General features: G+C 67.3%; 17 protein-coding genes and 1 tRNA gene. 9 read left to right on the top strand and 9 right to left on the bottom strand.

What is annotated here, in order from left to right; all coding sequences use genetic code 11:
• The first annotated feature begins 132 nt into the window (after positions 1-132).
• The 6 genes from AC3WLC_RS07895 (at position 133) to AC3WLC_RS07870 (ending at position 7,193) form a co-directional block, all read left to right on the top strand.
• On the top strand, positions 133-1,452 hold the full coding sequence (locus tag AC3WLC_RS07895) for a hydroxymethylglutaryl-CoA reductase, degradative (protein ID WP_493683383.1): 1,320 nt from the start codon (positions 133-135) through the stop codon (positions 1,450-1,452).
• Positions 1,453-1,510: 58 nt separating this feature from the next.
• A complete protein-coding gene (locus AC3WLC_RS07890; RefSeq protein WP_493683382.1) occupies positions 1,511-2,713 on the top strand; it encodes an ABC transporter substrate-binding protein in 1,203 nt (400 codons plus the stop codon).
• 157 nt (positions 2,714-2,870) lie between these two features.
• Positions 2,871-3,788 (top strand): branched-chain amino acid ABC transporter permease, encoded by a 918-nt coding sequence (locus AC3WLC_RS07885; protein WP_476817087.1) that lies wholly within the window; start codon positions 2,871-2,873, stop codon positions 3,786-3,788.
• A complete protein-coding gene (locus AC3WLC_RS07880; RefSeq protein WP_493683381.1) occupies positions 3,788-5,581 on the top strand; it encodes a branched-chain amino acid ABC transporter ATP-binding protein/permease in 1,794 nt (597 codons plus the stop codon). The genes AC3WLC_RS07885 and AC3WLC_RS07880 overlap by 1 nt, the downstream gene beginning before the upstream one ends.
• Before the next feature lie 2 nt (positions 5,582-5,583).
• Complete coding sequence (locus AC3WLC_RS07875) at positions 5,584-6,288, top strand: ABC transporter ATP-binding protein (RefSeq protein WP_493684512.1); 705 nt, start codon at positions 5,584-5,586, stop codon at positions 6,286-6,288.
• Positions 6,289-6,290: 2 nt separating this feature from the next.
• Positions 6,291-7,193, top strand: a complete 903-nt coding sequence (locus AC3WLC_RS07870) for a hydroxymethylglutaryl-CoA lyase (RefSeq protein ID WP_493683380.1) — start codon at positions 6,291-6,293, stop codon at positions 7,191-7,193.
• Here the strand turns inward: AC3WLC_RS07870 and AC3WLC_RS07865 are convergent, their stop codons facing one another.
• Genes AC3WLC_RS07865 through AC3WLC_RS07845 form a run of 5 tightly spaced genes read right to left on the bottom strand, consistent with a single transcriptional unit; the run spans position 7,194 to position 11,996 of the window.
• Entirely contained in the window at positions 7,194-8,207 is a 1,014-nt protein-coding gene (locus AC3WLC_RS07865) for a proline racemase family protein (protein WP_493683379.1), read from the bottom strand. It abuts the gene before it with no gap.
• A 35-nt stretch (positions 8,208-8,242) separates the two neighbouring features.
• Positions 8,243-9,031 carry an ABC transporter permease gene (locus tag AC3WLC_RS07860; RefSeq protein ID WP_493683378.1) on the bottom strand — a complete coding sequence of 263 codons (789 nt, stop codon included), beginning with the start codon at positions 9,029-9,031 and terminating at the stop codon, positions 8,243-8,245.
• A 1-nt stretch (position 9,032) separates the two neighbouring features.
• Positions 9,033-9,866 carry an ABC transporter permease gene (locus AC3WLC_RS07855; protein WP_493683377.1) on the bottom strand — a complete coding sequence of 278 codons (834 nt, stop codon included), beginning with the start codon at positions 9,864-9,866 and terminating at the stop codon, positions 9,033-9,035.
• On the bottom strand, positions 9,866-10,921 hold the full coding sequence (locus AC3WLC_RS07850) for an ABC transporter ATP-binding protein (protein WP_493683376.1): 1,056 nt from the start codon (positions 10,919-10,921) through the stop codon (positions 9,866-9,868). The genes AC3WLC_RS07855 and AC3WLC_RS07850 overlap by 1 nt, the downstream gene beginning before the upstream one ends.
• A 31-nt stretch (positions 10,922-10,952) precedes the next feature.
• The gene (locus AC3WLC_RS07845; RefSeq protein WP_493683375.1) at positions 10,953-11,996 is read right to left on the bottom strand and encodes an ABC transporter substrate-binding protein; all 1,044 of its coding nucleotides are present in this window, start codon (positions 11,994-11,996) and stop codon (positions 10,953-10,955) included.
• 107 nt (positions 11,997-12,103) lie between these two features.
• On the opposite strand from AC3WLC_RS07845, the gene AC3WLC_RS07840 reads away from it, so the two are divergent.
• Positions 12,104-13,129, top strand: a complete 1,026-nt coding sequence (locus AC3WLC_RS07840) for a GlxA family transcriptional regulator (RefSeq protein ID WP_493683374.1) — start codon at positions 12,104-12,106, stop codon at positions 13,127-13,129.
• A gap of 12 nt (positions 13,130-13,141) precedes the next feature.
• Here AC3WLC_RS07840 and AC3WLC_RS07835 read toward each other — a convergent pair whose 3' ends face one another.
• The 3 genes from AC3WLC_RS07835 to AC3WLC_RS07825 all read right to left on the bottom strand — a co-directional run bounded on the left by AC3WLC_RS07835 (position 13,142) and on the right by AC3WLC_RS07825 (position 18,855).
• Entirely contained in the window at positions 13,142-13,813 is a 672-nt protein-coding gene (locus AC3WLC_RS07835) for a nitronate monooxygenase family protein (RefSeq protein ID WP_493683373.1), read from the bottom strand.
• A gap of 152 nt (positions 13,814-13,965) precedes the next feature.
• Positions 13,966-15,405 carry a short-chain fatty acid transporter gene (locus AC3WLC_RS07830; protein ID WP_493683372.1) on the bottom strand — a complete coding sequence of 480 codons (1,440 nt, stop codon included), beginning with the start codon at positions 15,403-15,405 and terminating at the stop codon, positions 13,966-13,968.
• 39 nt (positions 15,406-15,444) lie between these two features.
• A complete protein-coding gene (locus tag AC3WLC_RS07825; protein ID WP_493683371.1) occupies positions 15,445-18,855 on the bottom strand; it encodes a molybdopterin-dependent oxidoreductase in 3,411 nt (1,136 codons plus the stop codon).
• A 110-nt stretch (positions 18,856-18,965) separates the two neighbouring features.
• On the opposite strand from AC3WLC_RS07825, the gene AC3WLC_RS07820 reads away from it, so the two are divergent.
• Together AC3WLC_RS07820 and AC3WLC_RS07815 are read left to right on the top strand one after the other, a co-directional pair.
• Positions 18,966-19,634, top strand: coding sequence for a GntR family transcriptional regulator (locus tag AC3WLC_RS07820; protein WP_493683370.1), 669 nt, complete (start codon positions 18,966-18,968; stop codon positions 19,632-19,634).
• A gap of 436 nt (positions 19,635-20,070) precedes the next feature.
• Positions 20,071-20,634: a helix-turn-helix domain-containing protein gene (locus tag AC3WLC_RS07815; RefSeq protein ID WP_493683369.1), complete on the top strand. Its 564-nt coding sequence runs from the start codon at positions 20,071-20,073 to the stop codon at positions 20,632-20,634.
• Positions 20,635-20,733: 99 nt separating this feature from the next.
• Here AC3WLC_RS07815 and AC3WLC_RS07810 read toward each other — a convergent pair.
• Positions 20,734-20,810: transfer RNA gene (locus AC3WLC_RS07810), tRNA-Met, on the bottom strand.

Raw genomic sequence — 20,810 nt, 5'->3', positions numbered from 1 at the left:
CTGGTACAGAGAATGGGACATTGCAGAAATTGTGCCTTGCCGCTCTCCGGCGATTGTCCGAGCTTGTCAACCGAAGAAGCGCCGATGCCCATCGCGCGGCGCAGCAAAAACCCCGGCTGGGGAGGACACGACATGGTGACGGCCGAGGCGCAGAGCGCCGCCGGGCGTGAGGTGAACTCGCGCATCGAGAACTATCGCAATCTGAGCTGCGCCGAGCGGTTGGGGCAGGCCGTTGCGGCGGCCGGGCTGGCCGATGACGACCGCGCCTTGCTGGCTCAGCCTGGCGCGCTGCCGCTCACCCTTGCGAATGGCATGATCGAGAACGTCGTCGGCACCTTCGAGCTGCCGCTCGGCATCGCCACCAATTTCACCGTCAACGGCAAGGATTACCTGATCCCGATGGCGGTGGAGGAGCCCTCCGTCGTCGCCGCCGCGTCTTATATGGCCCGGATCGCTCGTAGCTCCGGCGGCTTCCGCACCTCCAGCGACCGGCCGATCATGCGGGCGCAGGTCCAGCTGCTCGGCGTCGGTGATCCCGAGGGCGCGCGCCACAAGCTGCTGGCGGCCCAGGGCGAGATCGTCGCCGCCGCCAACGCCAAGGACAAGGTGCTGGTCTCGCTCGGCGGCGGCTGCCAGGGCATCGAGGTCCATGTCTTCCCGCAGACGCCGCGCGGCCCGATCGTGGTGATGCACCTGCTCGTCGATGTCCGCGACGCGATGGGCGCCAACACCGTCAACACCATGGCCGAGACGGTGGCGCCGATCGTCGAGCGCATCACCGGCGGCACGGTGCGCCTGCGCATCCTCTCCAACCTCGCCGATCTCAGGCTGGCGCGCGCCAGCGTCAGCATTCCCGAGGCGGCGCTGGCAACCAAGGAATTCTCCGGGCGGCGGATGATCGACGGCATGCTCGACGCCTATACCTTCGCCGCGATCGACCCCTACCGCGCCACCACCCACAACAAGGGCATCATGAACGGCATCGACCCCGTCGTGGTCGCGACCGGCAATGACTGGCGCGCCATCGAAGCCGGCGCTCACGCCTATGCCGCCCGCAGCGGCCGCTACACCTCGCTGACGACCTGGGAAGAGGACAAGGACGGCAATCTCGTCGGCTCGATCGAGCTGCCGATGGCGCTCGGCCTGGTCGGCGGTGCCACCAAGACCCATCCGCTGGCGCAATGGGCACTGAGATTGCTCGGCGTCACCAGCGCGCAGGAGCTGGCTGAAGTCACCGTCGCTGTGGGGCTCGCCCAGAACATGGCGGCGCTCCGGGCGCTGGCGACCGAGGGCATCCAGCGCGGCCACATGGCGCTGCATGCCCGCAACATCGCCATCGTCGCCGGAGCCGAAGGCGCCGAGGTCGAGGCGATCGCGGCCGAACTCGCCCGCACCCACGATGTCCGTGTCGACCGGGCGCGCGAGCTCCTCGCCGAGCGACGCAAGGGCTGACCTTTTTCACGACTCACCACAGAACCGCAGCAAGCGGACGACAACCGGAGGAACGTTCATGGACAATCGCATCACCCGCCGCACGCTCGGTGCCCTGCTGGTCTCGACCGGCATGGCGCTGGCGCTGCCGGCGCTCGCGCAGAACGAGATCAAGATCGGCTACAACGCCGACCAGTCGGCCTCCGGCGCGGCCGAGCTCGGCCTCTCCGGCCTCTACGGCTTCCAGGCCGCGATCGACGACCTCAACGCCCAAGGCGGCGTCCTCGGCCGCAAGGTCGTCGGCGTCATCAGAGACGATGCCGGCGCGCCGCCGAAGTCGATCCAGAACATGAATGAGCTGATCGACAACGAGAAGGTCGCCGCCGTGGTCGGCCCGACCAATTCCGGCAACGCCCTCGCCTGGCTGCACATCCCGCAGCAGAAGAAGGTGCCGGTGATCTCGCATGTCGCGACCGCGACCGACATCACCGCCCGCTACGCAAAGGAGCCGCAGAACTACATCTTCCGGGTGTCGATGGTCGATCGCGAGCAGCTCGCTCTGCTCGCCGCCTATGCGGTCAAGGCCTCGAAGAGCAAGAACATCGCGATCATCGCCGACACCACCGGCTACGGCCAGGCGGCGACCAAGGACCTGCAGGAGATCCTGACCCTGCACGGCATCAAGCCGGTCGGCATCGAGAAGTTCGGGCCGAAGGACACCGACATGACCTCGCAGCTCGCCAAGCTGAAGGCGGCCGGCGCTGACATGATCATCACCGGCTCGCTCGCGGATGCCACCGCGCAGGTGCTGAAGAGCATGGAGAAAATGGACTACTACCCCGGCCTGCTCTCGACCTGGGGCTCGATCAATACGCCGCTGGTCAACATCGCCGGCCCCAAGCTCGCCGAGAAGACCATCTTCGCGGCCTCGACCACCGAGGATGCCAGCGACCGGGCGGCCGCGCTGCACAAGCGCCTCGTCGCCAAGCATCCGAGCATGCCGGCCTTCGTCTCGGCGGCGCAGGGCTATGACGCGGTGATGCTGATCGCCGCCGCGATCAAGCAGGCCGACGGCACCGATGGCCCGAAGCTGCAGGCTGCGCTTGAGAACCTCGGCGCGGTGCAGGGCATCATCAAGAAATACGAGAAGCCCTTCAGCAAGGAGCAGCACGAGGCGCTCGGCGTCGCCGACTTCCACCTCGCACAGTGGAAGGACGGCCGCGTCGTCAAGCTCGACGACGCCGTGGTCAAGGGCCTGACAGCGGCTGATCTGAAGCGCTGACGTCTCCATCGGGCTTCCGCCCGTCATGGTCGGCCTTTTGCCGACCATCCACGTCTTCGCTTGATCGATCGAATGCGGTGTTCAAGACGTGGATACTCGCCACAAGGGCGAGCATGACGAGGTTGGAGCGGCTTTGGCTGGTCATGGCGGAGAGACGATGACGGCATTCCTTCAAGCTCTGGCCAGCGGTCTGGCGCTGGGCGCGATCTATGGGCTGATCGCGCTCGGCTTCAACATCACCTACGCCACGACCAAGACCTTCAATTTCGGCCAGGGCGCCTTCCTCGTCCCGGGCAGCCTGGTCGGCGTCTCCCTGTTGCTGCTGGCGGCCGGCAAGCCGCATTTCGGCAATCTGACCCAGGCCGAGATGACGATGACGGCCTATGTGCTGGCGACGATCGCCAGTGTCGTCGTGGTCGGCGCCATCGGCATCGCGCTCTATTACTGCGCGATCAAGCCCTTCGTCGGCGCCGGCGGCCTCAACTGGGTGCTGAGCACGATCGGCTTCGGCATCATCATGCAGAACACCGCGCTGGCGATCTGGGGCCCGGCCTCGATCGCGGTGCCCTCGCCGCTCGGCTCCGAGGTCTGGCGCATCGCCGGCGCCGGCATCCGCCCGCAAGAGGTGCTGATCGCCGTCGTCGCGGTCGCCGTCATGGTCGGGCTCGACATCGTCCTGCGCAAGACCCGCTTCGGCAAGGCGCTGCGCGCCGTCGCCTTCAACCCGCAGGCAGCGGCGATCGTCGGCATCAATGTCGAAACGATCGTCATTCTCGCCTTCGTCATCTCCTCGGCACTCGCCGGGCTCGCCGGCATCCTGATCGCGCCGATCACCACGGCCTCCGTCTTCATCGGCCTCGGCATCGCGCTGAAGGCCTTCTCGGCCGCGATCGTCGGCGGCCTGACCAGCCCGCGCGGCTGCATGCTCGGCGGCTTCCTGCTGGGGATCGTCGAGGCGCTGGTCGGGCTCTGGCGCGCCGAGATGCGCGAGATCACCATCTTCCTGCTGATCATCATCGTGCTCGTCGTTCGGCCTGGCGGGCTGATGGGCGCGCGCAGCGTGGAGAAGATCTGATGCCCGCGCTCGCCCATGCCATCGGGGTGGCGGCGCTGGCGGTGGCCCTCGCGCTCGTGCCCCTGTTCGGCTTCAACGATTTCTACCTGCAGATCCTGTTCACGATCGGAGTGAACTATCTCGCCGCCGCCGGCCTCAACGTGCTCGTCGGCTATGCCGGCCAGAAGTCGCTCGGGCATGCCGGGCTCTTCGCCGTCGGCGCCTATACGGCGGCGATCGCCAATATCGAATGGGGCCTCTCCCCTTGGCTGTCGCTGCTGCTGGCCTGCGGCTTCGGCGCGACCTTCGGCCTGGTCATCGCCATGCCCTCGGTGCGCGTCTCCGGCCCGAGCCTCGCCATGGTCACGATCGGCTTCGGCATCGTCGTCGAGAAGATCGTCACGGAATGGACCGACATCTTCAAGGGACAGGCCGGCTTCTACGGCATCAGCGCGCCCTCACTCGCCGGTGTCAGCTTCACCAATCTGCACTGGGTCTGGTTCGTCGGCACGCTCTGCATCGCCACCCATCTGATGCTGCGCTCACTGCTTGCCGGTCGCTATGGCCGCGCCTTCCTTGGCGTGCAGATGGCCGAGCCGGCGGCGCAGTCGGTCGGCATCTCCGTCGTGCGCGCCAAGACGCTCGCCTTCGTGATCTCGGCGGTGACCTGCGCCCTCGCCGGCGCCGTGGTCGCGCAGCAGAACCAGTATTTCAACTCCGACTTCATCACCTTCAACCTCTCGATCTTCCTGCTGGTCGTGGTGATCTTCGGCGGCTCGGGCTCGCTCTACGGGCCGCTATTCGGCGCCGTGATCCTGACCCTGCTCGATGCCTGGCTGGCGCGCTGGCCGGCGCTGCAGCACTTCACCTATGGCGCGCTCCTGCTGTTCTCGCTCTATCTGATGCCGAACGGCATCGCCGGAGCGGTCTCAGGTCTCGGGACGCGCTGGCGGTCGCGGAAGGTGGCTCCGCCCACAGTCCCTGGCCATAGCGCTCTGGCTGCAACCTCAGCAGCGGCGGCGAGCGGCGAGATCCTCGTCGTAAAGGATCTCTACAAGGCCTATGGCGGCATCGTGCCGGTGCGCAACGTCTCCTTCGCGATCAGCGCCGGCAAGGTCCATGCGCTGATCGGCCCGAACGGCGCCGGCAAGACGACACTGCTCAACCTGCTCTCCGGCCATGTCGCGCCGGGCAGTGGTTCGATCCGCTTCGAGGGCCAGGAGATCGCCGGTTGGCAGGCGCACCGCGTCGCCGCGCTCGGCATCGCCCGCACCTTCCAGAACCTCAAGCTGTTCGGCGAGCTCTCGGCCCTCGACAATGTCCTGCTCGGCGCGCACCGCCATATCGAGACCGGCTTTGCCGCCTCGCTGCTCGGCCTGCCGTCGAGCCGCCGCGCGGAGGCCACGGCTCGCGCCGACGCGCTGGCGCTGCTCGCCGATCTCGGTCTCGGCGAGCGCGCTCATGAGCCGGCGAAGAGCCTGCCTTATGGCCTGCAGCGGCGGCTCGAGATCGCCCGCGCGCTGGCGTCTAGGCCCAAGCTCCTGCTGCTCGACGAGCCGGCTGCCGGCCTCAACCCGCAGGAGACGCATGAGCTCGGCGAAGTCATCCGCCGTATCCAGCAGGCCGGCGTCACCGTGCTCCTCATCGAGCACCACATGGACCTGGTTATGGGCATCTCCCAGCATGTACTGGTGCTCGACTATGGCGCCCTGATCGCAGAGGGACGGCCCGAGGCGATCCGGCAGAACCCGAAAGTCATCGCCGCCTATCTCGGCGCCGATGACGATGCCGCCATGACCGGAGACGCCGCATGACCATGCTCGCGATCGAAGGTCTGAAAGTCCGCTACGGTGCGGTCGAGGCGCTGAAGGGCATCTCGCTGCAGGTCGGCCAGGGCGAGGTCGTCACGCTGATCGGCGGCAATGGCGCCGGCAAGTCGACGCTGATGCGGGCGATCGGCGGGCTGGCGAAGGTCGCCGGCGGTTCGATCCGCTTCGAGGGCAAGGACATCACCGGCATCCGCGGCCATGACTGCGTCAGGCTCGGCATCGGCCATTCGCCGGAAGGGCGCCTGGTCTTCGGCGATCAGAGCGTGCGCGACAATCTCGTGCTCGGCGCCTATGCGCGCCGCGACGAGGATGGCATCGCCAGCGATATTGAGCGCTATTTCGCCGTCTTCCCGCGCCTCGCCGAGCGGCAGGACCAGCTCGCCGGAACGCTCTCCGGCGGCGAGCAGCAGATGCTGGCGATCGCCCGCGCCCTGATGGCGCGTCCCAAGCTCCTGCTGCTCGACGAGCCCTCGCTCGGCCTCGCGCCGCTGATCGTCCGCGAGGTCTTTTCCGTGATCCGCCGTCTGCGCGAGGAGGGCATGACGATCCTCTTGGTCGAGCAGATGGCCAATCAGGCGCTCGCCATCGCCGACCGCGCCTATGTCATCGAGACCGGCACGATCACGCTCGAAGGCACCGGCGCTGAGCTTCTGCGCGACGAGCGCGTGCGCTCGGCCTATCTCGGCGCCTGACGATGGCGGGCGAGCGCGTCACCATCGTCGAGGTCGGCCCGCGCGACGGCCTGCAGAACGAGAAGGCCGAGATCGCGACCGCGGACAAGCTCGCGCTGATCGGCCGGCTTGCCGATGCCGGCCTCTCCCGGATCGAAGCGACCGCCTTCGTCTCGCCGCGCTGGGTGCCGCAGATGGCCGACCATGAGGCGGTGATGCGCAGCGTAGATCGCCGGCCGGGCGTGACCTATTCCGCCCTGGTGCCCAATGAGAAAGGCGCCGAGGCCGCGCTCGCGGCCGGTGCACAGGTGCTCGCCGTGTTCACCGCGGCCTCCGAGAGCTTCTGCCGGAAGAACACCAACTGCACCATTGCGGAGAGCATCGAACGCTTCCGGCCGGTGATGGCTCTCGCCCAGCGCGCCGGAGTGCCGGTGCGCGGCTACGTCTCCTGCGCGCTCGACTGCCCCTATGAGGGAGAGATCGCGCCGGAGGCGGTCGCGGTGGTCACGGCCGAGCTGCTGGCGCTCGGCTGCAACGAGATCGCCTTGTCCGACACGCTCGGTCGCGGCACGCCGGAGCGCACCGCGGCCATGGTCGAGGCGGCGCTGCGGAGGGCGCCGGCGGCGACGCTAGCCGGGCATTTCCACGACACCTCCGGCCGGGCCATCGCCAATGTCGCGGCGGCCTGGGAGCTGGGCCTGCGCGTATTCGACGGCTCTGTCGGCGGACTCGGCGGCTGCCCCTACGCGCCCGGAGCGGCCGGCAATCTCGCCACCGAACGGCTGGTCGCGCATTTCGAGGCCAGGGGCATCGCGACCGGCATCGACCGCACTCGCCTGGAAGCGACAGCGGCATGGATCGCCGGCCGCCGGGCAGCCGCAGCGCAAGAGCAGGGCGGCCTAGCGCCGCCCCGCCAGGAGGCCTGATCAGGCGACGAGGAAGCCGGCGTCGACCGGATCGTCGCGGTTGATCGTCCAGCGCGCCGTGCCGAGCAGACCGGCGGTGCCCTTCACGGTCGGGCGCACTGCCCGCGTCCCGTTCAGGCTGGTCTCGCCGATCAGGCAGCCCTCGAAGGTGCCGGAGCCGAGCAACCCTTCAGAGCGGATCGGCTGCTGCAGCTTCATCAGGCCGCGTGCCTCATACATCGCCATCATCGCGCTGGTGCCGGTGCCGCCGGGCGAGCGGTCGAGCTGGCCGGCCGAGAAGACGTGGACGTTCTTGTAGAAGGCGCCCTCGATCGTCGGCTCGTGCCAGAAGGTGACGAAATTGAAGTTGTTGATGTGAGCCGAGGCCGGGTGCTGGATCGCGACCTTCTGGCGGAGCTGCTCGCGGGCGATGATGCCGAGGCGGGAGAGCTCCGAGCCATTCTCCGGCGAGATCCTGAGCGAGGTGCCGCGCAGATCGATGATCCCGAAATAGTTGCCGCCCCAGACGATGTCGGCCTTGAGCGAGCCGACGCCCGGCAGGTCGAACGGCACGTCCTGCGCTGCGACATAGGCCGGCACGTTCTCGAAGCGGGTCCAGAGCACGTCCGGACCGTCATTGGCGACTTCGGCCGTGACCAACCCGGCGGTGGTCTCGAAGCGGATGGTGGTGCGGCCGTTCTCGCCGCGCCGGACCAGGCCGAGCGCGACCATCGCCATGCCGACCGCGATCGTGCCGTGGCCGCACATGTGGGAATACTGGGTGCCGTCGATATAGATCAGGCCGGCATCGAACTCCGGGCTCGACGGCGGCGTCAGGAAGACGCCGAACATGTCCTTGTGCCCGCGTGGCTCGCGCATCAGGGCGCAGCGCAGCCAGTCATAGTTCTCCTCGAGGAAGCGGCGCTTCTCCAGGATGCTCGATCCGGCGGGATACGGAATCCCGCTATGGATGATGCAGAGGGGCTCACCCTCGGTATGCGTGTAGACGACGTCGAAGACATTCTGCTGGCGCATGTGCGGCTCCTTGGGAAAACAGATGGTGGAGAGGGTTAGCGGCGTCGCTCCGAGAGCACGTCGAGGCCGATGGTGAGGTCGAGCAGCACGATCACGACGGCGGCGACGATGATGGTCAGGCCGGAGACCGCGGCGATCGTCGGGTCGATCGTGTACTGGACGTAGTTGAACAGCTTGACCGGGATCGTGGTCAGCTCGGCCGTGGTGTTGAAGATGCTGAGCTCGACATTGATCCAGGAGGCGATGAAGGCGAAAATTGCGCCGCTGACGAGCCCGCTGCGGATCTGCGGCAGCGTCACCAGGAAGAAGGTGGTCAGCGGCCGGGCGCCGAGATCGGCCGAGGCTTCCTCTAGGCTGCGCTGCTCCTCGCTGAGCTGCGGCAGCACCGCCCGCAGCACGAAGGGCATGATGATCACGACATGCCCGACCAGCAGCGCCGGAAAGCTGCGGACGAGACCGATCGCGCTGCCATATTGCAGCAGCGCCGCGCCGAGCACGACATGCGGCAGGATCAGCGGCGACATCAGCGTCTCCGAGAGGAGCCCGCGGCCGGTGAAGCGATAGCGGGCGATCGCGATCGCCGCCGGCACCGCCAGCAGCACCGCGACAATCGTCGCGGCGACGGCGAGCAGCGTGCTGATCAGGAAGGCCGAAACATAAGAGGGATCGCCGAGCATCTTGCCGTACCAGGCGAGCGTCAGCCCCTGCGGCGGGAAGGCGAGGAAGCTGGTCGTGGTCAGCGACGCCCCGACGAGGACGACGAGCGGCAGCGCGAGATAGGCCAGCGCGGCGAAGGAGACGATCCGGACGAGAGCTGACACCATCTCAGGCCCTCCTCGGCTCACTGAGGCGCCCGGCGATGGCGACGAGCGCCAGCGTCAGCACCAGCATGGTGATGCTGAGCGCACCGCCATAGTTGAAGTCGAAGACCGAGCTGTATTGCTGGAAGATCAGCATCGAGAAGACGGTGATCCGGCCGCCGCTGAGCAATGCCGGCGTGACATAGGCGCTGACCGCCAGCATGAAGACCATGACGGCGCCGGCCATCAGACCGGGCAGGCTGAGCGGGAAGATGATCGTGCGGAAGGTGCCGGCCGGCGTTGCGCCGAGATCGGCGGAGGCGTGCTCCAGCGCCGGATCGACCTTGGCGAGCGCATTGCCGACGGCGAGCACGATGAAGGGCAGCAGGATGTAGATAAGGCCGATCAGGATGCCGAGCTCGGTCCCGAGGAAGCGCATCGGCCGCTCGATCAGGCCCAGCCCGATCAGCCCGTCATTGACCAGGCCGTTGCGGCCGAGCAGCACCATCCAGCCGAAGGAGCGGACGATGTTGCTGGTGAACAGCGGCACGACCAGCAGGATCACGCAAAACCGGCGCCAGGGCCGAAACCGCACGATACGGACGAGATACCAGGCGAGCGGATAGCCGATCAGCACGCAGACCAGCGTGGTCAGCGCCCCGATCCGGAAGGTCACCCAGAGTACGTCCCAGTGATAGGCGTCGGCGAGGATGCGGACGTAATGCGCGAAGGTCGGCTGGCCGGCCGCCGTCGTCAGGCTCGCGATCAGGACGACCGCCATCGGCGCCAGGAAGAAGGCGACGAAGAAGGCTGCCGGCAAGGCGCAGAGCAGCAGGACCGGGCGCAGCGCTCCGCTCATCACGCATCCCCCGGCACGAGGCGAAGGTCGGTAAGGCGGATATTGGCGAAGACGGGCTGGCCAACGTCGAGGCCGGCCAGAGCCGACGGGGCGAGCCGGGCGGTCAGCGTGGAGCCGCCGACGGTCAGCGCCACCGAGGCATGGCTGCCGACATGGACGATCTCGGAGACGACGGCCGGGAGAGCGAGGCGCTCGGCGACCGGCTCGGCCGTGACGAGGATGTCCTCGGGCCGCAGCACGCCGGAGAGTTCGCCCTGCGGTGCATCGGCCGCGGGCAGCGTGATCGCGCCATCGAGCAGCGAGAAGCTGGCATCGTCACGCCGGTTGACCGCGAGCAGATTGGCGTCGCCGATAAAGTCGGCGGCGAAGCGGGTCGCGGGACGGGCATAAATGTCCTGCCCGCGGCCGATCTGCTCGATCTGGCCGCGATTCATCAGCACGATCCGGTCGGCCAGCGTCATCGCCTCCTCCTGGTCGTGCGTCACGAACAGGAAGGCGATGCCGAGCCGGTGCTGGATCTGCTTGAGCTCGCTCTGGACCTTCTTGCGCAGCTTCAGGTCGAGCGCGCTCAGGGGTTCGTCGAGCAGCAGCAATTGCGGCCGGTTGACGATGGCGCGGGCCAACGCGACGCGCTGCTGCTGGCCGCCGGAAAGCTGCGCCGGCAGGCGTTCGCCGAAGCCGGCGAGACCGACCAGCTCCAGCGCCTCGGCCGCGCGCTTGCCCGCCTCGTCCTTGGCGACACCTTGGCGGCGCGGCCCATAGGCGACGTTCTCGGCGACACTCATATGCGGGAAGAGCGCGTAGTTCTGGAAGACGGTGTTGAGCGGGCGCCGATAGGGCGGCACGCGCGTCACATCCTCGCCGGCGAGCCGGATCGTGCCAGCCTCCGGCGTCAGGAAACCGGCAATGCAGCGCAGCAGCGTGGTCTTGCCGCAGCCCGAGGGCCCGAGCAGGGCGATGAACTCGCCCTGCTCCACGGCGAGCTCGATCGCCGTCAGCGCCGGCTGCCCGCCGAAATGCTTGGACAGGCCGTCTATGGCGAGGATGGGGCTCATGCTGCGGCTCGCGATGCTCGTTGCCATCAGCTCACTTGCGGGCGATCTGGCGGTTCCACTCGTCGACGACCCGCGAGCGCAGGCCGTTGATCTCAGCCCAGTCGAACAATTGCAGGTTCTTGACCGAGCCGGCCTCGCCCCAGGGCAGCTTGCGCGCCGTCTCGGGCTTGACCGTGACGTTCTTCACCGACGGGCCGAGATAGAGCTTTTCGGCGAGGCAGCCGGAGGCTTCCGGCGTCAGCGCCTGGTTGATGAACTTCGCTGCTGCGTCCTTCTTCGGCGTGCCCTTGACCAGATGCAGGCGGGCATCGGTCGCCCAGGCGCCTTCCTTCGGCACGACGAAGCCGATCGGCAGGCCCTTGTCGGCGAGATCCCAGGCGCCGACGTTGAAGTGCGCGCCGATGATCGCCTCGCCGCTCTGATAGGCGTTGGTCGCGGCGCCCGAGGAATCGAAGAACAGCGCGGCCTTGAGTTCCTTGATCTTCTTGAAGGTCGGGGACAGATCGCCGGCCGGATGGCCCCAGATCTTCGACAGGAACATCACGAAGGGCACGCCGGAGGAATTCGCCGGCGAGGGGATGGTGACGGCGTCCTCGAATTCGGGCTTCCAGAGATCGTTCCAGGAGGTCGGCGCGGTCTTGATCTTCTGGGTGTTGTAGGTGAGCCCCAGCGAATAATAGCCGGTGCCGACCGCATAGGTGGTGGCGCCGTTCTTGTAGATCGCTTCCGGCAGGGTGTTGGCGAGATTGGGGATCGCCGCCGGATCGAGGCTGTCGGTCACCTCCGCGGCGAGGGCGAGCTCGCTGATGCCGCCATCCATCCAGGCGACGTCGATCGTCGGCGCGGCCTTCTGCTGCTGCAGCTTCGCCAAAGTGACGGTCGAGGTGCCGATCTCGGCGTTGACGGCGATACCGGTCGCCTTGGTGAAGGGCTCGGCGACGCAGGCCTTGAAGGCGTCGCCCCAGTTGCCGCCATACCAGGCGACGGTGATCGAGGAGGGTTGCTGCGCCAAGGCGGGCGCGGTGAGCAGGGTGGTGGCGAGCATGGCCGCGGCCAGCCGGATGGGTCGGGTCATCGTCGTTCTCCTCTGCCGAGCGTCTTTGCGCTTCTGTAGGGATATGTTGGCGCGCAGGCCGCAAAAGGCACTAGAATGCACCGGCCCAAAATTTGAATAATCACGACATGAGCACCGCGCAGCTCCATCAAGCCGCCAGCGACCGGCCACAGCCCGCTGCACCCGTCTCGCGGCTGCGGATCGGCTTCCTGCTGCTCGACCAGTTCACGCTCGCCGCCTTCTCCGGGCTGATCGACGTGCTGCGGCTGGCGGCGGACCATGGCGGGCGCAGCCGCCAGCTGCATGCGAGCTGGACGGTGATGAGCCTCGACGGCGAGCCCCGGCGTTCGAGCTGCGGCGTCTCGGTCACCCCCAACGCAGGCCTGCTCGACCCTACCGGCTTCGACTATATCGCCGTCTGCGGTGGCAACGACTATCTCAACGACGCTCTCCCTGAGAGCCTGCTCGGCTATCTGCGCCGGGCGGCGGCATCGGGCGTACGCCTACTCGGCATCTGCACCGGCACCTTCGCCATCGCCCGCGCCGGCCTCGCCGGCCCGCGCCGGGTCTGCGTGCACTGGAACGTGCTCGACGCCTTCAAGGAGCGCTTTCCCAAGGTCTCGGCCGGGGTCGAGCGGCTCTTCATCGACGAAGGCGACCTGATCACCTGCGCCGGCTCGACCGCGGCGATCGATCTCGGCCTCTACCTCGTCGCCCGCCATTGCGGCCGCGACAAGGCCCAGCAGGCGATGCGGCATATGATGCTGCAGGACATGCGCCCGGCCGAGATGCCGCAAGCGCACTTCTACGCCGAGCTGGCGCCCAATCTCGACGTCCGGGTGCAGCAGGCCGCGCAGTTCATCGAGCAGCGGCTCGACAATCCCCCGCCGATCGCGGCCGTCGCGCGCTATGTCGGGGTCAGCCCGCGCCAGCTCGAGCGCCTGTTCGGCGCCTCATTGGGCCAGAGCCCGGCGGCCTTCCAGCGCAAGCTCCGGCTCGACTATGCGAAATGGTTGATCCTGAACAGCAGGCGCTCGCTCACAGACATCGCGATGGGTGCGGGCTTTGCCGACAGCGCCCATCTCTCGCGGGACTTCAAGGCGGCCTTCCGCGAAACCCCGCGCTCCCTGCGGCAGAAGGCGCCGCTCTCCTGAGCTATTTTGTTCTCAAAGGCAGGCTGCGATCGCTTCAAGCTGTGCGTCCAGCGCGGTTGCACGCGCCGGAAAGCGGCCCTCCAGCGCCGATGTGCCGATGGTGAACCCCGCTGCGCCGGCCCGGCGAACCGCCTCGATCTGCTCGGGCCGGTCGATCGAGCCCGCGACGATCACCGGCTTGTCCGTGGTGGCGCAGACGGCGGTCATCAGCGCGGGGACGTCGACGCCGGAGCGGTAGGCGAGCAGATCGAGGCCGTCGACGCCGTCCCGGCCCGCAAGGGCGTGGGCGCTGGCGGCGATCTCGTCGATCGAGCCGTTCAGCACGCTCGGATGTCCCGCGATCCGGCCCGGGAACGGGTAGTAGCGGATGCCGCTGCCGCGCAGCAGCGGCAGGACATCGTCGACATGCGTGCCGCCCAGCAGATGGTCGACGCCGAGATCGATAGCGGCGCGGACCGACATGATCTCGCTGGCGCGGTCGAGCGAGACGACTTCGAGATAGCTCGCCGCGCCGCCGGCCTTGATCGTGCGGCCGAGCTCCCTGAGCGCGGGAAGCGGCAGCCCGACATCCTTGAAGCCGATATGGCGGATGCCGGCTGCGAGCGCGGTCGCGACATGGCCGGCGGCCTCCGGCACCGTCCGGTCATGGCGCGTCAGCATGAAGATGAAGTCGAGGTCAGCCATGACGTTGCCCCGGCTCGCGGTTCTGGACACCGCTTCGTCCAGCCGCAGCAAGGTCGGCGGCTACCAGCCGCCCGTCAACTCCATCGACGGTCCTCGGCGAGTTCGTCCCTGCCGCATGAGCGTACCGGCAGGGACGACGAGGCTCCGCTCGCTCAGGGGGTGACCGGAGCGCGGTAGGTGAAGGTGTGCATCAGGGCGACCGCGAGCAGCATCACCACCGGGAAGTGGATGAAGAACTGCATCGAGGTGTAGCCGATCAGATCCTTCGACTTCAGCTTGAGCACGCCGAGCAGCGGCAGCATCCAGAACGGGTTGATGAAGTTCGGCAGGGTCTCGGCGATGTTGTAGACCATCACGGTCCAGCCGAGATGCGCGCCGATCTCGTTGGCGGCCTTCATGATGTAGGGCGCCTCGATGATCCATTTGCCGCCGGCCGAGGGGATGAAGAAGCCGAGGATCGCCGAATAGATGCCGACGATGAAGGAGAACACGCTGGCATCGCTGGCGAGGCTGACGAACCAGTGCGCGATCGTGTCGGAGAGCGTGACGCCCCCGGCCTTCACCCGCGTCAGCATATAAGCGATGCCGCCATAGAACGGGAATTGCAGCAGCACGCCGGCGACGCTCGGCATCGCCTGCGAGAAGCTGACGAGGAAACTGCGCGGCCGCCAATGCAGCAGGGCACCGACGAGCAGGAAGACGAAATTGTAGGTATTGAGGCCCGACATGGTGATCAGCGGGTTGCCGGACTTGAAAGTCTCGTAGAACCACCCGGCCGCCAGCACGACGATCAGGATGGTCAGGAGCGGGCTGAATTCGAGATAGTCGCCCGGACGGGTCGGTTTCTGCTCGGCCTTGACGTCGGTCAGGTCGACGCCGAGATCGGCGGCGGTCTTGGCGGAGGCGTCGGACGGGGTCGTAAAATAGCAGATCGCCGCCGAGAGCAGCGTGCCGACCACGATCACCAGGAGGTTCTGCCAGGTCAGGATCGTCTCATAGAAGCTGATCACGCCGGTGATCGGCATCAGCGAGGGCGGAATGCTCGCCGGGTTGGCCTGCAACTGCGCCGCCGAGGAGCTGATGCCGAGGGTGAAGCCGAAGCCGAGCCCGAGATAGCCGGCAGCGCCCGCGGCGCGATAATCGAGGCGGATGTCGCGGCGCCGCGCGATCTCGCGCACCAGCAGGCCGGAGAAGATCAGGCTGACACCCCAATTGACCAGCGAGAGCAGGATGCTGACCACGCCGACGAAGACGACGGCGCCGCGGCCGCTGCTCGGCACCGCGGCGGCCCGGCGCATCAGCGCCGCGACCGGCGGCGACAGCGCCACGATGTAGCCGCCAATGGCGACGAGAGCCATCTGCATGGTGAAGGGGATGATGCTCCAGAAGCCTTCGCCAAAGGCCGTGCTGACCGCAACCGGCGAGCCGCCATGCGCGATCGCGGCGAGCGCCACTGCCACTGTCGCCAGCAGCACGAAGATATAGGCGTCCGGAAACCAGCGCTCGGAAAAGGCCACCATGGTCTGCGACAGGCGCACAAGGGCGCCTTCGCGCGGCGCCGCCGCGCGTTCGTTCAGGATCGTATCTGTCATAGTCCCCTCTTATGGCGGTTTGCCGCCGTTGGTTTGCAGTCAGGCGTCGAGAACGAGGTCGCTGAGCGGCACGGCACAGCAGGTCAGGCAGTCGTCGGGCGCGCCGTCATAGGGCGAGAGATGGCTGGCGGTGCCGGAGACGACACGCAGGCGGCAGCTCTCGCATTGGCCGCTGCGGCAGCCGCTCGGCAGCGACAGCCCGGCAGCCTCGGCGGCATCGAGCAGGCTGCCGGCCTGTACTGACCAGTCGAAGGACCGCCCGCTCCGCTCCAGCACGATGCGGCGCGGCGCCAGATTTGAGGGTATCTCGATCTGCGAGACGAAGACCTCGCTGAAGACGTCGAAGCCCGGCAGGCCGATCCCGGCCAGGGCAGCCCTGGTGTCGGCGACGAAGCCGTCGGGCCCGCAGAGATAGGCCAGCGGCCGGCGCGCGCCCGGAACGACGCCGAGCGCCGCGATGTCCGGCCGGCCGGCATGATCATAGTCGCGGCCGAGCTGGTCCTGTGGCAGCGGCCGGGTGAAGGCCCGGATCACACGCAGCTCCGGAATCCTGCCGGCGATCGTCGACAGCCAGTCGCCGAAGGGCTGCTCTGCCCCGTTGCGGCAGATGTAGACGAGCTCGACGGAGGGCGGACGCTGCTCCGGCAAGGTCCGCGCGAGCGCCGCGAGATAGCCGACGAAGGGCGTGATGCCGACACCGGCCGCGACCAGGATCACCGGGCGAGTGCCGGTCAAAGGCGGGGTGAATATCCCCGCCGGCGGCTTCAAGGTGACGATGCTGCCGGGTTCCAGCGCGTGCAGCCGCGTCGACATTCGGCCGGGCGGCATGCCTGCGCCGCCAGCCGCGATCAGGCGCACCGCGATCTCGTACTCGGCCGGGTTGTCGGTCGGGCCGGTCAGCGAATAGCTGCGCGACAATCCGGTTCCGGGCTCGGCGACCTCAACATGCTGGCCGGGCAGGAAGCCGGGCAGCGCTCCGCCGTCGACAGGCGCGAGGCCAAAGGCAAGGACATCCTCGGCCTCGCGCCGGCGCGAACTCACGCGGAAGGCGCGCTCGCCCGTCCACCAGCCCTGCGAGGCGGCCTCGTCGCGGATGATCTCGCAGGCTACCGCCCGCAGCGGCACCGAGCCGCTGATCGGGTCGCGATCGCGGTCGAACAGGATCGCGTTGATGTTGCGCGTCGCCGCTCCCGTCACCGTCCCACCGGAACGTCCGAGCGGCGTGCAAGCCTCCCACCAGCCGAACTCGGCGATCACGGTCCCCGCCGGCAACGTCGGCTCGAGCTTGGCGCGCAGCTTCACCTCGCCGTCGCGGGTGCGCACGGTCACCCAGTCGCCGGCGACGATGCCGCGCGCCTGCGCGTCCGCCGGGTTGAGCTCGACCGAGGGGTCGGGTGCCTTGCGCCTGAGCGAGGCGACATGACGGTGCGAGGAATGGACGAACCAGCCGGACTTGGCGGTCGAGAGCAGCAGCGGCAATTCGGGCGGTCGCCCTGCCGCACTCGCCGGCTCGACATGGCAGGGCAGCGCCGGATGGCCGAGCGCGAGCAACTGCTCGGAGTAGATCTCGACCCGGCGGCTCGCGGTCGGGAAGCCGGCGACACCGCCTTCCTTGCCAATCGCAGCATATTTGCGCTCCGGATTGGGCTGCGGCACGCGGATGCCGCCCGGCGCTTCCCGCAATTGCGCGACGCTGAGCCCGAGCGGTTCGAGCTGGTGGTTCCAACCAGCCTCGATCGAGCCACCGAAGAAGGCCTCGGCATGGCCGAGCCGGCAGGCCAAAGCGAGAGCGATGTCGTAATCGGCCCTGACATCGCCGCGCGGCGGCACCATGGCCTGGCGCAATTGGATGTGCTCGACCGCTTCCTGCGTGATCTCGAAGCCGAGCCGGAGCGCTTCGCGCTCCCAGGGCATGCTCGCCGGCAGGACGATGTCGGCCTGCTCGGCGGTCGGGTTCATGAACATGTCGACATGGACATGGAAGTCGAGCGCCTGCAGCGCCGCGCGATTGCGCCCGGAATCGCCCTGCGACACCACGAAATTGGTGCCGAAGCTCATCAGCGCGCGAACGCGGTAGGGTTCGCCCTCGAGCACGGACCGGCAGAAATCGCGGGCGGTGATCCAGCCCTTGGCCGGTGGGCCCAATGGCAATTCGGCGAGGCCGAGCGCCTTGCGACGCTGGGCTTCCGGCAGCAGGGCATAATCGTTCACGGCGCGGAAGGGCGGCGCGCTCGTCCAGACATTGCCGCCGATACGGTCGCTCGCACCGGTCAGCGCATAGAGCGTGCCGATGGCGCGTTCGATCATCGTCGCGTTGGAATGCTGACCGACGCCGGTCCAGGAATGATAGGCGAGCCGCGGCGCCCCCTCGAACAGCGTATAGAAGCGGGCGAGGTCGTCGGTCGCGAGCCCGGTCATCCCGGCGACGTGCTCGGGCGTGAAGGCGGCGGCCTCGCGCGCCAAGAGCCGCATCACAGTGGCGCAGGCGATTGTCCGGCCACCCGCACCTTGCAGTGTCGCCTCACCGTCGAGGACGATGTCCTGCGGCCGTTCCAGCGCATGGCGTGTGTCATAGGCCTGTACTGAACCATCCGGGCGCAACAACACGAAGGCGTCAGTCGCGCCGTCCTGCCAGAGGTCGCGCGCCCGAAGCAGGCGCCCCGTGGCGAGATCGACCAGCATCGGCGCATTCGTCCATTGCCGGACGAAGGCGTCGTCATAGCTGCGGTTGATGAGGAGATGGCGGATGGCGCCCATGGCGAGCGCGCCATCAGCGCCTGGGCGGATACCGAGCCAGAGATCGGCGCTCTCGCCGGCGCCGCCGCGCTTGGGATCGACCACCGCGACAGTCGCGCCGCGCTTGTGGGCCTCCGCTATGCGGGTCGCCTGCGCCAGCCAGGTCCGCGTCGGGTTGTGGCCCCAGAGCACGATCGCGTCGGCATTGTCGTAGTCGGCCGCGCCGATGCCACGGCCATAGGTCAGGGCCTGGGCGAAATCCTTGTGCCAGCCGCAGATCTCGACAGCGTAGATCAGGTTGGGACTGCCAAAACAGCGGATGAAGCGCTCGACCCACTCGAAGCTGTCGACCATCGGCGTGCCGCTCGGCGTGGTCACCGCGAAGGCGACCGTCTCGGCCCCGGTCTCGCGCCGAACCGTGCCGAGCCGTTCAGCGATGGTGTCGAGCGCCTCCGGCCAGTCGATCTCGGTCCAGCCCGGTGTTTCGGCGCCGCGCGGCGTCGTCCGCTTGAGCGGCCTGGTCAGCCGCAGAGGGCTTTCGACCAGCTCGGGCGCGGCCCGCCCCTTGGCGCAGAGCGCCGCCCCTGTCGGGTGGGCGGGATTGGGCGCGACCGAGACGAGCCGCCCGTCCTGCACATGGTTCAGCGAACCGCAGCGGGAGCGGCACAGGGTGCAATAGCCCTCTTTGATCTCGGCCTTCCGCACATCGGACATAAGGTAATGTATTACGCGTGACGCGCTACTTCAAGTCCGAGATGCGACTCGCCATATCCGGGTTGAACGTGGCAGAGAGCACCAACTATTCGGCGCAAGGCAGGAAACGGATGCAGCTGGTCTCGGGAGACGCCAATCTGCGCGAACAGGTCGTCGATCAGCTGCGGATCGCGATCGTCTCGGGCGAGATGCCGCCTGGCACGGTCTGCTCGGTGCCCTCGCTGGCGCGCACGCTCGGCATCTCGACGACGCCGATCCGCGAGGCCCTGCTCCAGCTCACCTCGGACGGGCTGCTCCAGCCGATGCGCAATCGCGGCTTCCGGGTCGTCGATCCCTCGCTCGACGAACTGCGCGGCATCTTCGAGGTCCGCATGCAGCTCGAGGCCTCCGCCTTCCGCAAGCTGGTCAGGATGGGAGCCGACGATCTCGCGGAACTCGAGGCGCAGGCCGACGCCATCGCCGAATCGGTCGAAACCGGAGACGTGCCGCGCTATCTCGCCGCCGACCGCGCCTTCCATGCCGAGTTGCTGGCGCTCGCCGGCAACGAGGTCCTGGCCGACATCGTCCTGCGCCTGCGCGACCGGATGCGGCTCTACGGGATCCGCTCAGCCCACGGACTGGAGCGGCAGAGAGCGTCCGTGCCGGAGCATTACCGCATCATCGAAGTGATCCGGCAGGGGTTGGAGGACGAGGCTGAGGCGCTGATGACCAGCCATGTCATGGCCTGGGAGCCGATCTTCACCGAGGCGATCGCGCAGAGAAACGCCGCGTCCGCTTAGAGCACATCAGCCCTGCTTCCTCTTGAGGCGAACCGGAGTCGTCCCGACGAACTGCGGCGGAACGAGCGATGGCTGTCCGGAGCGGACCAGCTCCTTCCGCCTCTTCGACGCGAGTCGGAAAGCACTAAGCTCCCCGTAGAACCTTACTAGCCTGCCGCGACCGGAATGGTAACGGCGTTATGCGCGAACCATCAGCAGCTCCAGTTTTTTGGCGCAATCTAAGATCTAACCCGTGAAGCAGCAGCAGAATCACGCGCGCTATTTCGGCGGCCCCGGCATATAGCGGATAAGGCCGGGCACCCGCTTCGCTATCGTTTCGGCGAGCTTGCGATGTTCGGCGCACGCCGAGGACCAGATATTTCGCATCGTGAACCAAACGTCGAATTAACTCTCATAGATTGCAGATCCATACAATTTCTACTGCAGATCGATTGCAATGCAGGCTGCGCGCTCTTCCACTTGCTATCCGCAGGTAGTGGAAGCGATGCCGAAAATCGCGATTGGCCCAATGGACGTGCGCCTTGGCGCGTACATTCGGGAATGCCGGGAGGGGCGGCATTTGACCCAATCCATGATCGCTCAGGTCCTGGACATCGACCAACAGCAATTTTCCCGTTATGAAAAGGGCACCAACCGCGTCTCGCTACATCTGGGCGTGATACTGGCTGATGTTTTCGGCCAGTCGGTTGATCAGTTTGTCTCGACAAGTAACCTGTTCGGCAATGCTACTCAGCAACTCGGCGAGCCGCATAGACCCTATCGGTCAGAGGCGGACGTGTTACTCATCCTGAACCTGCTGCGCCTGCCTGATGTCATCGATCAGACGATGGCCCTGAGCTACTTCAATCGCCTGAAACACCGGGCCGGAGTTCGCCGAAAGGGCGCGCTAGTTAAGGGCCTCGTGGACCTCTCGGAGATTCCAGATCCACGCTTTCAACAGTACTTCCGAGACTATTTTGGTGCGCTCGAGAGGTATAGCACGGACCGACTGCCAGGCTGAAAGCTCCAAATCCGCCAGAACGTTGGAGCGACGTCTACGAACGCTTAGAGAACAAAAACGAAAGCCCCGCCGAGGATGCGACGGGGTTATTTGTATATTTGGTTGCGGGGGCCAGATTTGAACTGACGACCTTCAGGTTATGAGCCTGACGAGCTACCGGGCTGCTCCACCCCGCG

This window comes from Allobosea sp. GW821-FHT03A12, from assembly GCF_058986765.1.
The sequence above is the reverse complement of the archived record's forward strand: the minus strand, read 5'-3'. Positions and strand labels throughout refer to the sequence as shown.

Coding starts and splice junctions, on each gene's coding strand:
- AC3WLC_RS07895 (WP_493683383.1), top strand. CDS start 133: ATGGTGACGGCCGAGGCGCAGAGCGCCGCCGGGCGTGAGGTGAACTCG.
- AC3WLC_RS07890 (WP_493683382.1), top strand. CDS start 1,511: ATGGACAATCGCATCACCCGCCGCACGCTCGGTGCCCTGCTGGTCTCG.
- AC3WLC_RS07885 (WP_476817087.1), top strand. CDS start 2,871: ATGACGGCATTCCTTCAAGCTCTGGCCAGCGGTCTGGCGCTGGGCGCG.
- AC3WLC_RS07880 (WP_493683381.1), top strand. CDS start 3,788: ATGCCCGCGCTCGCCCATGCCATCGGGGTGGCGGCGCTGGCGGTGGCC.
- AC3WLC_RS07875 (WP_493684512.1), top strand. CDS start 5,584: ATGCTCGCGATCGAAGGTCTGAAAGTCCGCTACGGTGCGGTCGAGGCG.
- AC3WLC_RS07870 (WP_493683380.1), top strand. CDS start 6,291: ATGGCGGGCGAGCGCGTCACCATCGTCGAGGTCGGCCCGCGCGACGGC.
- AC3WLC_RS07865 (WP_493683379.1), bottom strand. CDS start 8,207: ATGCGCCAGCAGAATGTCTTCGACGTCGTCTACACGCATACCGAGGGT.
- AC3WLC_RS07860 (WP_493683378.1), bottom strand. CDS start 9,031: ATGGTGTCAGCTCTCGTCCGGATCGTCTCCTTCGCCGCGCTGGCCTAT.
- AC3WLC_RS07855 (WP_493683377.1), bottom strand. CDS start 9,866: ATGAGCGGAGCGCTGCGCCCGGTCCTGCTGCTCTGCGCCTTGCCGGCA.
- AC3WLC_RS07850 (WP_493683376.1), bottom strand. CDS start 10,921: ATGAGCCCCATCCTCGCCATAGACGGCCTGTCCAAGCATTTCGGCGGG.
- AC3WLC_RS07845 (WP_493683375.1), bottom strand. CDS start 11,996: ATGACCCGACCCATCCGGCTGGCCGCGGCCATGCTCGCCACCACCCTG.
- AC3WLC_RS07840 (WP_493683374.1), top strand. CDS start 12,104: ATGAGCACCGCGCAGCTCCATCAAGCCGCCAGCGACCGGCCACAGCCC.
- AC3WLC_RS07835 (WP_493683373.1), bottom strand. CDS start 13,813: ATGGCTGACCTCGACTTCATCTTCATGCTGACGCGCCATGACCGGACG.
- AC3WLC_RS07830 (WP_493683372.1), bottom strand. CDS start 15,405: ATGACAGATACGATCCTGAACGAACGCGCGGCGGCGCCGCGCGAAGGC.
- AC3WLC_RS07825 (WP_493683371.1), bottom strand. CDS start 18,855: ATGTCCGATGTGCGGAAGGCCGAGATCAAAGAGGGCTATTGCACCCTG.
- AC3WLC_RS07820 (WP_493683370.1), top strand. CDS start 18,966: ATGCAGCTGGTCTCGGGAGACGCCAATCTGCGCGAACAGGTCGTCGAT.
- AC3WLC_RS07815 (WP_493683369.1), top strand. CDS start 20,071: ATGCAGGCTGCGCGCTCTTCCACTTGCTATCCGCAGGTAGTGGAAGCG.